13 protein-coding genes and 1 tRNA gene are annotated in these 13,846 nt (G+C 72.5%); 8 read left to right on the top strand and 6 right to left on the bottom strand.

Going from position 1 to position 13,846, the window contains the following annotated elements; translation table 11 throughout:
- Together LG274_RS10360 and LG274_RS10365 are read right to left on the bottom strand one after the other, a co-directional pair.
- Window positions 1-708: a response regulator transcription factor gene (locus LG274_RS10360; RefSeq protein ID WP_298713903.1), complete on the bottom strand. Its 708-nt coding sequence runs from the start codon at window positions 706-708 to the stop codon at window positions 1-3.
- A 61-nt stretch (window positions 709-769) separates the two neighbouring features.
- Window positions 770-1,042, bottom strand: a complete 273-nt coding sequence (locus LG274_RS10365) for a hypothetical protein (protein WP_248115352.1) — start codon at window positions 1,040-1,042, stop codon at window positions 770-772.
- A gap of 235 nt (window positions 1,043-1,277) precedes the next feature.
- Between LG274_RS10365 and LG274_RS10370 the strand changes: the two genes are divergently transcribed.
- Together LG274_RS10370 and LG274_RS10375 are read left to right on the top strand one after the other, a co-directional pair.
- The gene (locus tag LG274_RS10370) at window positions 1,278-1,661 is read left to right on the top strand and encodes a cold-shock protein (RefSeq protein ID WP_298713906.1); all 384 of its coding nucleotides are present in this window, start codon (window positions 1,278-1,280) and stop codon (window positions 1,659-1,661) included.
- Entirely contained in the window at window positions 1,658-2,119 is a 462-nt protein-coding gene (locus LG274_RS10375) for a DUF3027 domain-containing protein (protein ID WP_298713911.1), read from the top strand. The genes LG274_RS10370 and LG274_RS10375 overlap by 4 nt, the downstream gene beginning before the upstream one ends.
- A gap of 7 nt (window positions 2,120-2,126) precedes the next feature.
- On the opposite strand, the gene serC is transcribed toward LG274_RS10375, so the two are convergent.
- Complete coding sequence (serC, locus tag LG274_RS10380; RefSeq protein ID WP_248115355.1) at window positions 2,127-3,260, bottom strand: phosphoserine transaminase; 1,134 nt, start codon at window positions 3,258-3,260, stop codon at window positions 2,127-2,129.
- Between the two features lie 128 nt (window positions 3,261-3,388).
- On the opposite strand from serC, the gene LG274_RS10385 reads away from it, so the two are divergent.
- From LG274_RS10385 to LG274_RS10395, 3 genes are all read left to right on the top strand, one after another.
- Entirely contained in the window at window positions 3,389-4,111 is a 723-nt protein-coding gene (locus LG274_RS10385) for a metal-dependent transcriptional regulator (protein WP_404464333.1), read from the top strand.
- Between the two features lie 122 nt (window positions 4,112-4,233).
- Window positions 4,234-4,728 (top strand): HNH endonuclease, encoded by a 495-nt coding sequence (locus LG274_RS10390; protein ID WP_248115357.1) that lies wholly within the window; start codon window positions 4,234-4,236, stop codon window positions 4,726-4,728.
- A gap of 82 nt (window positions 4,729-4,810) precedes the next feature.
- A complete protein-coding gene (locus LG274_RS10395; RefSeq protein WP_298713914.1) occupies window positions 4,811-6,685 on the top strand; it encodes an ABC transporter ATP-binding protein in 1,875 nt (624 codons plus the stop codon).
- A 24-nt stretch (window positions 6,686-6,709) separates the two neighbouring features.
- Here LG274_RS10395 and LG274_RS10400 read toward each other — a convergent pair.
- Together LG274_RS10400 and LG274_RS10405 are read right to left on the bottom strand one after the other, a co-directional pair.
- Window positions 6,710-6,786: transfer RNA gene (locus tag LG274_RS10400), tRNA-Arg, on the bottom strand.
- A 44-nt stretch (window positions 6,787-6,830) separates the two neighbouring features.
- On the bottom strand, window positions 6,831-7,430 hold the full coding sequence (locus tag LG274_RS10405; RefSeq protein ID WP_298713917.1) for a hypothetical protein: 600 nt from the start codon (window positions 7,428-7,430) through the stop codon (window positions 6,831-6,833).
- Between the two features lie 74 nt (window positions 7,431-7,504).
- Here LG274_RS10405 and pcrA point away from each other — a divergent pair, with 74 nt between their 5' ends.
- The 3 genes from pcrA to sucD all read left to right on the top strand — a co-directional run bounded on the left by pcrA (window position 7,505) and on the right by sucD (window position 12,387).
- Complete coding sequence (pcrA, locus tag LG274_RS10410) at window positions 7,505-10,105, top strand: DNA helicase PcrA (RefSeq protein ID WP_404464336.1); 2,601 nt, start codon at window positions 7,505-7,507, stop codon at window positions 10,103-10,105.
- A gap of 168 nt (window positions 10,106-10,273) precedes the next feature.
- Window positions 10,274-11,443 carry an ADP-forming succinate--CoA ligase subunit beta gene (sucC, locus tag LG274_RS10415; RefSeq protein WP_248115363.1) on the top strand — a complete coding sequence of 390 codons (1,170 nt, stop codon included), beginning with the start codon at window positions 10,274-10,276 and terminating at the stop codon, window positions 11,441-11,443.
- A gap of 26 nt (window positions 11,444-11,469) precedes the next feature.
- Window positions 11,470-12,387, top strand: coding sequence for a succinate--CoA ligase subunit alpha (gene sucD / locus LG274_RS10420; RefSeq protein ID WP_404464338.1), 918 nt, complete (start codon window positions 11,470-11,472; stop codon window positions 12,385-12,387).
- A gap of 310 nt (window positions 12,388-12,697) precedes the next feature.
- Here the strand turns inward: sucD and LG274_RS10425 are convergent, their stop codons facing one another.
- Window positions 12,698-13,828, bottom strand: coding sequence for a VIT1/CCC1 transporter family protein (locus LG274_RS10425; RefSeq protein WP_404464340.1), 1,131 nt, complete (start codon window positions 13,826-13,828; stop codon window positions 12,698-12,700).
- Window positions 13,829-13,846 lie beyond the last annotated feature (18 nt).

A 13,846-nucleotide genomic window follows, 5' to 3' on the forward strand; every position in this document is an offset into this window, starting at 1 on the left:
TCAGCGCTTGTCGGCCGTGCGCAGCATGTAGCCCACCCCGCGCTTGGTGTGGATCATGCGGTCCCGCCCGCCCACGTCGATCTTGCGACGCAGGTAGGAGATGTAGGACTCCACGATGGAGGCGTCCCCGTTGAAGTCGTACTCCCACACGTGGTCCAGGATCTGGGCCTTGGAGAGGACGCGGTTCGGGTTCATCATCAGGTAGCGCAGGAGCTTGAACTCGGTGGGGGAGAGGTCCACCACCTCGCCGCCGCGACGCACCTCGTGCGCGTCGTCGTCCAGTTCGAGGTCGTCCACGCGCAGCACGGCGCCGTCGTCGTCCAGGGACGCGGTGCGCCGCAGCACCGCGCGGATGCGGGCCACCACCTCGTCCAGCGAGAAGGGCTTGGTGACGTAGTCGTCCCCGCCCACGGTGAGGCCGGTGACCTTGTCCTCGGTGCCGTCCCGGGCGGTGAGGAACACCACGGGGAAGTGGCGGCCCGCGGCGCGCAGCCGGCGGGTCACGGTGAATCCGTCCATGTCCGGGAGCATCACGTCCAGCACCGCCAGGTCCGGCTGGAACTCCTCCGCCGCCTCGAGGGCGTCGTGGCCGTTGGCGGCGGCGCGCACCTCGAAGCCCGCGAAGCGCAGGGACGTGGAGAGGAGCTCGCGGATGTTGGGCTCGTCGTCCACCACGAGGAGGCGGGCTTCAGGGTTCTGAGACTGCATGAGTCCAGTCTGGCCACTCCACCTGGGAGTCCGCTGGGCGTTCGCTGACGTGCCGGGCCGCTCAGGAGCGGGCGCGCCGCACGGCCGAGAGGACCAGGTGCAGCACCAGCAGGCCGAACCCCGCGGGAAGCCCGTAGAGGGCCAGGCGGTACAGGAGGGGCAGGGCCGGGGCCGAGAGGAAGTAGGCCACCAGGAGGGCCGCCAGCGCGAGGGCGGAGACCGCCGTGACGGCCACGCCCGCCACGAGCACCGCGCGCAGCCACGGGCTGGGCGCGCGGCCTTCCGCGAGGTCGGTGGCGGGTCGGCGCGCGGCGGAGGGGACGGTGGCAGGCATGGCCGCCACTGTAGTCCGGCTATCCTGGAGGATCAGTGCAGCACGTCCATCGCCGTCCCTCGAGGGCTCACGGTCTGAGGCGGTCCCACCGATGCCGCGGCCTCACCGCGCCGGTGCAGTCCAGGACCCCGCCGATCCCTCGGGCGAGACCCGGCCGAGCGCCCGTCGGAGACGGCGGCGGCGCCCGCCGGAGAGGCCGGTGGGCGACCCGACGACGAAGAAGCAGGTACCAGAGATGCCCACCGGTCGCATCAAGTTCTACGACTCCGCCAAGGGGTTCGGATTCGCCCACACCGACGAGGGCGAGGAGGTCCACGTGCCCTCGTCGGCCCTGCCCGCGGGCGTGACGGAGCTCCACTCCGGGGCTCGCGTCGAGTTCGGCGTGGCCGAGGGGCGGCGCGGAAAGCAGGCGCTCTCCCTGCGCGTGCTCGACTCCGCCCCCTCCGTGGTCCGCAACCACCGCCCCAGGCCCGATGAGATGGCGGTCCTCCTGGAGGACCTCATCCGGGTGCTGGACCAGACCTCCAACGGCCTGCGCCGCGGGCGCTACCCGCAGCCCGCCCAGGCCGGCAAGATCGCGCAGGTCCTGCGCCGCGTCGCGGACGACCTCGAGGCATGAGCGCCGTGAAGCACGAGACGGAGCAGCCCGTGACGCCGTCCGCGAGCGGACAGAGCCCCGAGACCGAGGCGGCCGCCGTGCCGGCGCCTCCCGTCCGGCGTCGGGCCCCCAAGCGGGACGAGCTGCTGGCGGAGGCCGTGGAGACCGCGCGCGCCGCGCTGGCCGAGGATGCGGAGGAGGGCCAGGTGGGCGAGCACCTGGACGCCACGGCGGACGACGACCGGCTCGTCACCCATCGCTTCGCCGCGCACCTGCCCGGCTACGCGGGGTGGGCCTGGTACTGCACCCTCGCCCGGGCCCCGCGCTCGAAGCACGTGACCGTGTGCGAGCTGGGGATCCAGGCGCATGACGGGGCCCTCGTGGCCCCGCCGTGGGTGCCCTACGCCGAGCGCGTGAACGAGGACGAGCGCGAGCGTCTGGCGGCCGTCGCCGAGGGCCGCGTCCCCGGCGAGGCCTGAGCCCTGCTCAGCCCAGGCGCTCGACCACGTGGTCGATGCAGGCCAGCAGCGCCGTGACGTCGTCCGGCTCGATGGCCGCGAACGTGGCGATGCGCAGCTGGTTGCGCCCGAGCTTGCGGTAGGGCTCCACGTCCACGACGCCGTTGGCGCGCAGCACCTTCGCCACGGCGGCGGCGTCCACCGCCTCGTCGAAGTCGACGGTGCAGATGACGGCGGAGCGGTCCTCGGGGCGCGTCACGAACGGGGTGGCCACCGCGTGCCGCTCGGCCCACTCGTACACCCGGCGCGAGGACTCGGCGGTGCGCGCGGTGGTGAAGTCCAGGCCGCCGTTGCCGTTCATCCACTGCAGCTGCGCGTCCATCATCACCAGGGTGGCCAGGGCCGGCGTGTTGTACGTCTGGTCCTTGAGCGAGTTGTCCACGGCGGTGGCCAGGTCCAGGAACTCCGGGATCCACCGGCCCGAGGCCGAGACCTCCTGCACCCGCTCGAGCGCAGCGGGGGAGAACAGCGCGAGCCACAGGCCGCCGTCGGAGGCGAAGTTCTTCTGCGGGGCGAAGTAGTAGACGTCCGCCTGCGCCACGTCCACGGGCAGGCCGCCGGCCGCGGAGGTGGCGTCGATCAGCACGAGCGCGTCGTCGTCGATCCCCGCGGGGCGCTCCACGGGCGCCATGACGCCCGTGGACGTCTCGTTGTGGGGCCACGCGTACACGTCGACGCCGGCCACGGCCTCCGGCTCCGGGCGCGTGCCCGGCTCCGCGATGCGGATGTCCGAGGCGCCGAGGAACGGGGCGGCGTCCGTGGCGCGGGCGAACTTGGAGCCGAACTCGCCGAAGCTCAGGTGCTGCGCACGCTCGTGGACCAGTCCGAAGGAGGCGGCGTCCCAGAACGCGGTGGACCCGCCGACCCCGAGGACCACCTCGTAGCCCGCGGGGGCGGAGAAGAGCTCGGCGACGCCGGCGCGCACGCGGCCCACGAGGTCCTTCACGGGCTTCTGGCGATGGGAGGTCCCCATGAGCCCGGCGGCGTCGGCCACGGCCTGCAGCTGCTCGGGGCGGACCTTGGACGGTCCAGCGCCGAACCGGCCGTCCGCCGGCAGCATGTCCGTGGGGATGACGATCTCGGCGGGGGAGGTCGGGTTCATGGTGCGCTCCTGGGCAGGGGACGGGGTCGTCCTCATTGTGGCCCAGCGGCGCTCGCGCCCCGTGAACGTGACCCCGGTCCCGTGGCTAGGATGGCGCGAGAGGAAGACCACGGGAAGAGGACGGCGCGATGACCGATTTGATCGACACCACGGAGATGTACCTGCGCACCATCCTCGAGCTCGAGGAGGAGGGCATCACGCCCCTGCGTGCGCGCATCGTGGAGCGGCTGGACCACTCCGGCCCCACGGTCTCCCAGACGGTGGCCCGCATGGAGCGCGACGGCCTCGTGCACGTCGGCGCCGACCGCCGCCTGGACCTCACCGTGGACGGGCGCGAGCGTGCCGTTGCCGTGCTGCGCAAGCACCGCCTGGCCGAGCGCCTGCTCTCGGACGTCATCGGCCTGGACTGGGCGCTCGTGCACGACGAGGCCTGCCGCTGGGAGCACGTCATGAGCGACCAGGTGGAGCGCCGCCTGCTCGAGATCCTGGAGAACCCGAGCGTCACCCCGTACGGCACCCCGATCCCGCCGCGCCCCGAGCAGCGCTCCGCCGAGGACTGGAGCCGGGACATGGGCCTCGCCGGGGAGAGGCTGGCGACGGCGGCCGCCACCCCCGGCCGGTTCCGCGTCCTCAGCCTCGCCGAGGGGATCCAGGCCGACCCGGAGCTCCTGGCGGACCTCGCCGCCGCGGGCGTCGTGCCCGGCGGCGTCCTCCGGGCGCAGCCCGCGCTCGAGGCCGGATACGTCCGGATCGAGGCGGAGGCGGACGGCGACGCCGCCGCCGGCGACGCGCTGGAGCTGCACGGGGACACCGCCGCGCACGTGTGGGTGGAGGCCCTGCCCGGCGAGTGACCGGCGCGTGAGGCGCAGGTGACCGATCGGTGAAGACTTTGCGCACCCGCGTGCGACACGCCGCGCGCAGGGACCGGAGGCCCGTAGCGTGGGACCGTCCGCTCCCCGTCCCGAGGCCCGCCATGCGCACACTCGTCCTCAACGCCGGCTACGAACCCCTCTCGGTGGTCTCCGACCGCCGAGCGCTCCTGCTCGTGGCCACGGGCAAGGCCAGCGTCCTGGAGGACGGCGGGGATCCCATGCTGAGCCCGACGCGCGCGTGGGGCCGCCCCCTGGTGATCCTCCTGCACCAGTACATCCGCGTCCCCCACGGGGAGGCGGCACCCGTCTCCCGCAAGGGCGTGCTGCGCCGGGACGGCCACCGCTGCGCCTACTGCGGGGCCCACGCCACCACGGTGGACCACGTCCGGCCCCGTTCGCGCGGCGGGGAGAACTCGTGGGAGAACCTGGTGGCGTGCTGCCTGCGCTGCAACGGCGCCAAGGCGGACCGCTCGCTCGAGTCCCTGGGGTGGCGGCTGCGCGTGGACCCGGTGCGCCCGCGCGGTGCGCAGTGGCGTATCCGCGAGCTCGACCGCCCCGCCGAGGCGTGGCAGGGCTACCTGGGCCTGGCGGCCTGACGCTCCCAGCGGAATCCCCCCGCCGCTCCCGGGGCGCTCCCTAGACTGCTCTCGGTCACGAGACGACAGGGGAGTGATGCGCATGAGCATGGAGTCGGCGGCACGGGCGTCCATGATGCGCATGACGCGCAGCGGCCCGGAGGCGTCCCAGTCCCTCAAGAAGGGCACCGTGCGGCGCGCGGTCGCGTTCGCCGGACGGTACCGCGCCCGGCTGGTCGTGTTCGTCCTCGCCTCGATCCTGGGGGCCGTGCTCGGCGTCGCCTCGCCGGTCCTCGCGGGCGACGTCGTCAACGCGATCACCGGCGGCCGGGACGGCGACCTGATCGTGCGGCTCGCGCTGCTCATCGCCGCGGTCGCCATCGCCGACGCCGTCCTCGGCGTGTTCACCAAGTGGCTCTCCGCGGGCCTCGGCGAACGGGTCATCTTCGACCTGCGCACGCAGGTCTTCGACCACGTGCAGCGCATGCCCGTCGCCTTCTTCCAGCGCACGCGCACGGGCGCCCTGGTCTCGCGCCTGAACAACGACGTCGTCGGGGCCCAGTCGGCCATCTCCCGCACCCTCTCCGGCGTCGTGGCCAACGTGGTCTCCGTGGCGCTCACCCTGGCCGTGATGATCGCGACGAGCTGGCAGATCACCGTGCTCTCGCTCGTGCTCCTTCCGGTCTTCCTGTTCCCCGCCCGGTGGGTGGGCCGGCGCCTGGCCGGGCTCTCACGCGAGCGCGCCGGGCACAACGCCGCGATGGGCGACCAGATGACCGAGCGCTTCTCCGCGCCGGGCGCCACCCTCATCAAGCTCTTCGGCGACCCGGCCACGGAGTCGGCGGAGTTCGCCCGGCGCGCGGACCGCGTGCGCGCCACCGGCGTGGACATCTCCGTGCGCCAGGCCGTGTTCACCACGCTGCTCACGCTCGTCTCCGCGCTCGCTCTCGCGGCCGTGTACGGGGTGGGCGGGCTCCAGGCCCTCGCGGGCACCCTCGACGCCGGCGACGTCGTCACGCTCGCCCTGCTCCTCACGCGCCTCTACGCCCCGCTGACCGCGCTGGCCAATGCGCGCGTGGAGATCATGAGCGCGCTCGTCTCCTTCGAGCGCGTGTTCGAGGTCCTCGACCTGGAGCCCCTCATGCGGGAGCCGGAGCCGGGCCGCGCCGTGGCCGTGCCCGAGGGGCCGCTCTCCGTGCGCCTGCGGGACGTGCGCTTCTCCTACCCCACCGCGCAGGAGGTGTCCCTGGCCTCGCTCGAGGAGGTGGCCGTGCTGGACACGCGCGGCGGCGAGGAGGTGCTCCACGGGATCGACGTCGAGGTGCCGGCCGGGCGCACCGTGGCCCTCGTCGGCTCCTCCGGGGCCGGCAAGTCGACGATCGCCTCCCTCGTGACCCGCCTGCAGGACGTGAGCTCCGGCGCGGTCGAGCTGGGCGGCGTGGACGTGCGGGACATGACCTTCGCGGATCTGCAGCAGGCGGTCGGCATGGTCACGCAGGACGGACACCTGTTCCATGACACGGTGCGCGGCAATCTCGCCCTGGCCCGCCCCGACGCCACGGACGCCCAGCTGTGGGATGCGATCGAGCGCGCCCGCCTGGGAGACGTGATGCGGGCCCTGCCCGACGGCCTGGACACCGTGGTCGGCGAGCGCGGCTACCGCCTCTCCGGCGGCGAGCGCCAGCGCATGACCATCGCGCGCCTGCTGCTGGCCGCCCCGCGCGTCGTGGTGCTGGACGAGGCGACGGCGGCGCTGGACTCCACGAACGAGCGCGCCATCCAGGACGCGCTCGGGGAGGCGCTCGCGGGCCGCACGGCGATCGTGATCGCCCACCGGCTCTCCACGGTGCGCAGCGCGGACGAGATCCTCGTGGTGGAGGCCGGGCGGATCGTGGAGCGCGGCACGCACGCGGCGCTGCTCGAGCGGGGCGGCCGATACGCCGAGCTCTACACGACCCAGTTCGCCGACGCAGGCTGAGGCACGCAGGCGCCGCGACGGCGGTGGTGCCCCAGGCCGGAATCGAACCGACGGCCTACCCTTTAGGAGAGGGTCGCTCTATCCAACTGAGCTACTGGGGCGGGGACCCGTGGCCGGGTCCGGTCGGTCAGTCTAGCCGAGCGCGTCAGGCCGAGGCGGGCACCGACGTCGCGGCCTGCCGGCCCTTCCCGCCGCGCACCAGCATCACGACCACCGCGAGCGCGATCAGGGCGAGCAGCACCCAGCGGGCAAGGGTGAGCGCGGACGCGAGGCCGGCGCCGGGGCCGCCCGCGGCGATCGCCTGCTCGATGGCGATGTTCTCGGCGATGTCCACCACGGCGAACAGCACGCCGAGTCCGAACGCGCCCCACTTCGCCGCCGCGGGACGCAGGCGCCAGGCCGCCACCGCGGTGAGCGTCAGGGCGACGGCGATCGGGAAGATGACCCCGGCCGTCTTGTGCACCCAGTTGAGCTGGCCGCGCGCCGCCTCGTCCATCACGCCGGCGAGGGCCCGCACGTGGTCCTGACCGTAGACGAGCATCGAGTCCGGCACGGCCAGCCCGCCGGTGAGCTGCGTCATCTGCTGCAGGACCAGCAGGTGGTAGTAGGCGCCGACGAACAGCGTGGTGCCGATCAGCGCGATCACGAGCATGGTCGGGTCGCCGTCCGAGCGGCTGGCGGCGGTCGGAGCGGGAGTCATCGCCGTGGACGACGACGGTCGGGGCGTGCGGGACTTCTTCGACATGGGACCTCCAGGGGACATCATCGCAGACGGCCCCCCGCTGTCGTGTCCGGGGCCGCGCCTAGACTGGACGGGCCATGGCTGACCTGTTCTCCGCGCTCGGACGCGACCCCCTGCCCTCCTCTCGGACCCGCCCGTCGGCGGATCCGCAGACCGCCCTGCCCGGGCTCGTGCCCGCCGCGGTGACGCGTGCCGCGCTGGACCCGGAGGCGCCGGGGGGAGCGTGGGGCGGGGACGGCGTCGGGAACGGCGCGGGCACCTCCGCCCACACCCCGGAGTCCCTCGTGGAGGGGCTGAACCCCCAGCAGGCGGCGGCGGTGACCCATGCCGGGGCGCCGCTGCTGATCGTCGCCGGGGCCGGCTCGGGCAAGACGCGCGTGCTGACCCATCGGATCGCGCACCTGCTGGCCACGGGGCGGGCCCGCCCGCACGAGATCCTGGCCATCACCTTCACGAACAAGGCCGCCGCGGAGATGCGCGAGCGCGTCGCCGGGCTCATCGGCCCCACGGCGCAGCGCATGTGGATCTCGACGTTCCACTCCTCCGCCGTGCGCATCCTGCGCAACGAGGCGGCGAGCATCGGGCTGAAGTCCACCTTCACCATCTACGACGCGGCGGACAGCCTGCGGCTGGTCACCACGATCGCCAAGCTGCACGAGCTGGACCCCAAGCGCTTCGCGCCCAAGGCCCTGCTCAACCGCATCAGCTCCCTCAAGAACGAGCTCATCGAGGCGGACGACTATGCGGGCACCGTGTCCGAGACGGATCCGTGGGCCCAGGCGGTGGCCGCGGTGTACCGCGACTACACGGCGCGGCTGCGCCAGGCCAACGCCCTGGACTTCGACGACCTGATCGGCATGACCGTCCACATGTTCGAGGCGTTCCCGCGCGTGCTGGACAGCTACCGCCGCCGCTTCCGCCACGTGCTCGTGGACGAGTACCAGGACACCAACCACGCGCAGTACCGTCTCGTGCGGCTGCTCACCGGCCCAGCCGGCGAACCCGAGGGTGTGGACACCCCCGGCGGCGAGCTCACCGTGGTGGGCGACTCGGACCAGTCGATCTACGCCTTCCGCGGCGCGGATATCCGCAACATCGTGGAGTTCGAGCAGGACTTCACGGACGCGGCCACCATCCGGCTCGAGCAGAACTACCGCTCCACGCAGACCATCCTGGACGCGGCCAACGCGGTCATCCAGAACAATCCGGACCGCCGCAAGAAGGACCTGTGGACGGCCGAGGGTGCGGGGGAGAAGATCACCGGCTACGCCGCGGAGAACGAGTCCGCGGAGGCCGAGTGGATCTCCTCCACCATCGACCGCCTCCAGGACGAGGGCGGGGTGCGCCCGGCCGACGTCGCCGTGTTCTACCGCACCAACGCCCAGTCACGCGCCCTCGAGGAGCGCCTCGTCACCCGCGGCATCCCGTACCGCGTGATCGGCGGCACGCGGTTCTACGACCGCAAGGAGATCAAGGACGCCCTCGCGTACCTGCGCGTGGTGGTCAACCCGGCCGACGACGTCAACGTGCGCCGCATCCTCAATGAGCCCAAGCGCGGCATCGGCGACCGTGCTGAGGGCGCCGTGGCCGCGTGGGCGCAGCGCCAGCGCACCACGTTCTTCGACGCCCTGCGGGACGCGGAGAACGCCCCGGGCATGGCCACGCGATCCGTGAAGGCGATCCGCGGGTTCGTCCAGATGATGGACGACCTCATGCAGCTGACGGAGGGCGAGAGCCCGGCCACCGTCCTCGAGGCCGTCCTCGAACAGTCCGGCATGCTCGCCGCGCTGCGCGAGTCGGAGGACCTGCAGGACGAGTCCCGCGCGGACAACCTCGGCGAGCTCGTGGCCGTGGTGCGCGCCTTCTCCACCGCTCACCCGGACGGCACGCTCTCGGACTTCCTCGAGCAGGTGGCGCTCGTGGCGGACGCGGACCAGCTGCCCTCGCCGTCGGACGCCGAGGGCGCGGACCTCGCCGAGGCGCAGGGCCAGGTGACGCTCATGACGCTGCACACGGCCAAGGGCCTGGAGTTCCCGGTCGTCTTCCTCACGGGCATGGAGCACGGCGTCTTCCCGCACGCCCGCTCCATGACGGATGAGAAGGAGCTCGCGGAGGAGCGCCGCCTGGCCTACGTGGGGCTGACCCGCGCCCGTGAACGGCTGTTCCTCTCCCGCGCGGAGGCGCGCTCCCTGTGGGGCCAGCACCAGTTCAACCCGCCCAGCCAGTTCCTCGGGGAGATCCCCGAGCGGCTCATCGAGTGGGAGCGCGAGGGGACCACGCGCCCGGCCGGCTCCCTGACCTCGCTCACGGGGGCGGGGACCTCGCGGTACGCGGTGCGGTTCGGCTCCGGCGGCGAGGGCGGCCGGCCCTCGTGGGCCTCTCGCGATGACGGCACCGGCGCGCGCCCCGCGAGCCTCACCCGCGGCGAGGAGGCCGCGGACCTGACCGTGCCGTCGTCGGTGGTGCGCGGCAAGGCCCCCTCACGGGTGCAGCCGCAGAAGGAGATCGCGGCCCTGAACCCCGGAGACCGCGTGTCCCACGCCACCTTCGGTGCGGGCCGCGTAGACGCCGTCACCGGAGCCGGGGACAAGACCGTGGCCACGGTCACGTTCGAGGACTCGGGGGCCCAGAAGCGCCTGCTGCTGCGCTATGCACCCCTCACCAAGCTGGAGGGCTGAGAGCCCTCTGCGCGCCGGGCGGTGTGGACTACAGTGACGGAGGAGAGCTCCACGACGTCGTCTCCGCGCCTCCGCGCGCGGCGGACCGGCGCGGGGCCCGCTCCCGCCGAGGCGCCGTGATGCGGCACCCCGGCAGACCGAAGTCTTCGACCCAGAAGGACATCCACCGTGGACCTGTATGAGTACCAGGCGCGCGATCTGTTCGAGAAGCACGGCGTCCCCGTGCTCGCCGGCATCGTGGCGCAGACCCCGGAAGAGGCCAAGGCGGCCGCTGAGAAGATCGGCGGCGTGACCGTCGTCAAGGCGCAGGTGAAGGTCGGCGGCCGCGGCAAGGCCGGCGGCGTCAAGGTCGCGAAGACCGCCGACGAGGCGTACGAGCACGCCAAGGCCATCCTGGGGATGGACATCAAGGGCCACACCGTGCACCAGGTCATGATCGCGCAGGGCGCCGACATCGCCGAGGAGTACTACTTCTCCGTGCTGCTGGACCGCGCGAACCGCACCTACCTGGCCATGTGCTCGGTGGAGGGCGGCATGGACATCGAGACCCTCGCCGAGGAGCGCCCCGAGGCCCTCGCCAAGGTGCCCGTCTCCGCGCTGACCGGCATCGACGCCGAGACCGCCCAGAAGATCGTCGCCGAGGCGAACTTCCCCGAGGAGCTGCGCGCCGACGTCGCCGACGTCCTGCAGACGCTGTGGACCGTCTTCGAGAAGGAGGACGCCACCCTCGTCGAGGTCAACCCGCTGGTGAAGACCGGCGACGGCAAGATCCTCGCCCTCGACGGCAAGGTCTCCCTCGATGACAACGCCGAGTTCCGCCAGGAGGGCCACGCGGCCCTCGTCGACGAGCGCACCGAGGACCCGCTGGAGGCCAAGGCCAAGGCGAACGACCTCAACTACGTGAAGCTCGACGGCCAGGTCGGCGTGATCGGCAACGGCGCCGGCCTCGTGATGTCCACCCTCGACGTGGTGGCCTACGCGGGCGAGAAGCACGGCGGCGTGAAGCCCGCCAACTTCCTTGACATCGGCGGCGGCGCCAACGCCGAGGTCATGGCCAACGGCCTCGACGTCATCCTCGGCGACGAGCAGGTCAAGTCCGTGTTCGTGAACGTCTTCGGCGGCATCACCGCGTGCGACGCCGTCGCCAACGGCATCGTCAAGGCCCTCGAGATCCTGGGCGACTCCGCCACCAAGCCGCTGGTCGTGCGCCTGGACGGCAACGCCGTGGAGGAGGGCCGCCGCATCCTGCAGGAGGCCAACCACCCGCTGGTCACCCTGGCCGCCACCATGGACGAGGGCGCCGACAAGGCCGCCGAGCTCGCCCACTCCGCGAACTGACCGTTCGGAAAGACTGAGGAACAGCTATGTCGATCTACCTGAACAAGGACTCCAAGGTCATCGTGCAGGGCATCACCGGCGGTGAGGGCACCAAGCACACCCGCCTGATGCTCAAGGCCGGCACGAACATCGTGGGCGGCGTGAACGCCCGCAAGGCCGGCACCACCGTGTCCCATGAGGACAAGGACGGCAACGCCGTCGAGCTGCCCGTCTTCGGCTCCGTCACGGAGGCCATGGAGAAGACCGGTGCGGACGTGTCCGTCGCCTTCGTGCCGCCGGCCTTCGCCAAGGACGCCGCGATCGAGGCCATCGAGGCCGAGATCCCGCTGCTCGTGGTCATCACCGAGGGCATCCCGGTGCAGGACTCCGCCGAGTTCTTCGCCCTGTCCCAGTCGAAGACCGGCGCGGACGGCAAGCCGAAGACCCGCATCATCGGCCCGAACTGCCCCGGCGTCATCACCCCGGGCGAGGCCCTCGCGGGCATCACCCCGGCGTCGATCACCGGCTCCGGCCCCATCGGCCTCGTGTCCAAGTCCGGCACGCTGACCTATCAGATGATGTACGAGCTGCGTGACTTCGGCTTCTCCACCGCCATCGGCATCGGCGGCGACCCGGTCATCGGCACCACCCACATCGACGCCCTCGAGGCGTTCGAGGCGGACCCGGAGACCAAGGCCATCGTCATGATCGGCGAGATCGGCGGCGACGCCGAGGAGCGCGCGGCCGACTACATCAAGGCCAACGTCACCAAGCCCGTCGTCGGCTACGTCGCGGGCTTCACCGCCCCCGAGGGCAAGACCATGGGCCACGCGGGCGCCATCGTGTCCGGCTCCGCCGGCACCGCGGCCGCCAAGAAGGAGGCCCTCGAGGCCGCCGGCGTGAAGGTGGGCAAGACTCCCTCCGAGACCGCTGAGCTCATGCGTGAGATCATGAAGGGCCTCTGAGTCCCCAGATCTCGGGCCGATCCCGACGACGCGGGCCCCGTGCCTCCCGAGAGGGAGGTGCGGGGCCCACTGCGTTCTTGCTCCCGTGTTCCTGCGTTGTTCCTGCGTTGTTCCTGCGTCGTTCCTGCGTGCGGGAGGGCTGACATGGACGCTGCCGCCGATGAGCTGGGCGCAGTACTGCCAGGTAACCCCCGAGGTTACCTGGCAGTACTGCGCCCAGCTCAGGTGGACGCCGCCTGTTCCGCCTGTCGCGCCTGGTGCTGCCGTGGCGGCCCTTGCACCCGTGGCCGAACCCCGGAGCGCCCGGAGGTCAGCCCACGTCGCCGCCCACCAGCATGCCCAGCACGTAGGTCACCGCCGCGGCGCCGTAGCCGATGGCCAGCTGGCGCAGGCCGCGCGCGAGCGGGGAGGAGCCGGAGAGCAGTCCGACCACGCCGCCGGTGAAGAGCAGGGCCACGCCCACCATCGCCGCCGCCAGGCCCAGGGCCCACAGCCCGGACATGCCGAAGATGTACGGCAGGATCGGGATGAGCGCGCCGGAGGCGAAGAACGCGAAGCTGGACAGGGACGCGCTCCACGCCGAGCCGATCTCCGCGAAGGAGCCCGAGTGGTCCACCGGTCCCTGGGAGCCGTCGGGACGGGCGGAGAACTGCGGGTTGCAGTCGCACGTGAGATAGCCGAGGCGCTCGAGCGCGCGGTGCTCGGCGTCCTCGGGCGTCATGCCGCGGGCCAGGTAGACGAGCTTGAGCTCATTGTGGTCCAGGTCCAGGTGCTGGGCCGCCTCGAGGGTGATCTGGGTGGGGGAGGAGGCCTCGAGCAGCTCCCGCTGGGACCGCACCGAGACGTACTCGCCGGCCGCCATGGACAGGGCGCCCGCCAGCAGGCCGGCCACACCGGTGAACAGCACCACGGACGACGCCACGCCCGTCGCACCGATGCCCATCACGAGCGCGAGGTTGGAGACCAGCCCGTCGTTCATGCCGAAGACGGCGGCGCGGAAGTTGCCGGCCAGCTGCTCACGACCCCGGGCGGCGAGGCCGCGCACGACCTCCTCGTGGATGGCTTCATCCGCCACCATGCCCTCGGGGGCGTCCTGGTCCTCCGCGTAGGGAGTGTCCGACTCGGCGCGCTGGGCCAGGGCCAGCACGAACACGGAGCCGAAGATCCGCGCGAGCCAGCGCAGCAGGATGCGGTGCAGGGAGGGGCGCGGCGGGTTCTCGGCGTGCTCGCCCAGGAGGGCCCGCCAGTGCTGTTCGTGCCGGCGCTCGGCCTCCGCGAGGCCGAGCAGGATGTCGCGCTCCACGCCGTCCTTGCGAGCGGCGATGTCGCGGTAGATCTGGCCCTCGGCGATCTCGTCGGCGAGGTAGCGGCGCCAGCGGCGGACCTGTTCACGGGTGGGTTCGGGCAGTGCCGCGGGGGTGGCGGCATGGGCGGGACTCATGGGGCTCCATCGGACGGG

The sequence above is a fragment of the Micrococcus antarcticus genome (assembly GCF_044872765.1).
Lineage (GTDB): Bacteria > Actinomycetota > Actinomycetes > Actinomycetales > Micrococcaceae > Micrococcus.

Excerpts from the sequence above, each read along its gene's own strand:
- LG274_RS10365 (WP_248115352.1), bottom strand. The coding sequence starts at position 1,042 with ATGCCTGCCACCGTCCCCTCCGCCGCGCGCCGACCCGCCACCGACCTC.
- LG274_RS10395 (WP_298713914.1), top strand. The coding sequence starts at position 4,811 with ATGAGCATGGAGTCGGCGGCACGGGCGTCCATGATGCGCATGACGCGC.
- LG274_RS10370 (WP_298713906.1), top strand. The coding sequence starts at position 1,278 with ATGCCCACCGGTCGCATCAAGTTCTACGACTCCGCCAAGGGGTTCGGA.
- serC (WP_248115355.1), bottom strand. The coding sequence starts at position 3,260 with ATGAACCCGACCTCCCCCGCCGAGATCGTCATCCCCACGGACATGCTG.
- LG274_RS10385 (WP_404464333.1), top strand. The coding sequence starts at position 3,389 with ATGACCGATTTGATCGACACCACGGAGATGTACCTGCGCACCATCCTC.
- pcrA (WP_404464336.1), top strand. The coding sequence starts at position 7,505 with ATGGCTGACCTGTTCTCCGCGCTCGGACGCGACCCCCTGCCCTCCTCT.
- LG274_RS10405 (WP_298713917.1), bottom strand. The coding sequence starts at position 7,430 with ATGTCGAAGAAGTCCCGCACGCCCCGACCGTCGTCGTCCACGGCGATG.
- LG274_RS10390 (WP_248115357.1), top strand. The coding sequence starts at position 4,234 with ATGCGCACACTCGTCCTCAACGCCGGCTACGAACCCCTCTCGGTGGTC.
- LG274_RS10360 (WP_298713903.1), bottom strand. The coding sequence starts at position 708 with ATGCAGTCTCAGAACCCTGAAGCCCGCCTCCTCGTGGTGGACGACGAG.
- sucD (WP_404464338.1), top strand. The coding sequence starts at position 11,470 with ATGTCGATCTACCTGAACAAGGACTCCAAGGTCATCGTGCAGGGCATC.
- LG274_RS10375 (WP_298713911.1), top strand. The coding sequence starts at position 1,658 with ATGAGCGCCGTGAAGCACGAGACGGAGCAGCCCGTGACGCCGTCCGCG.
- LG274_RS10425 (WP_404464340.1), bottom strand. The coding sequence starts at position 13,828 with ATGAGTCCCGCCCATGCCGCCACCCCCGCGGCACTGCCCGAACCCACC.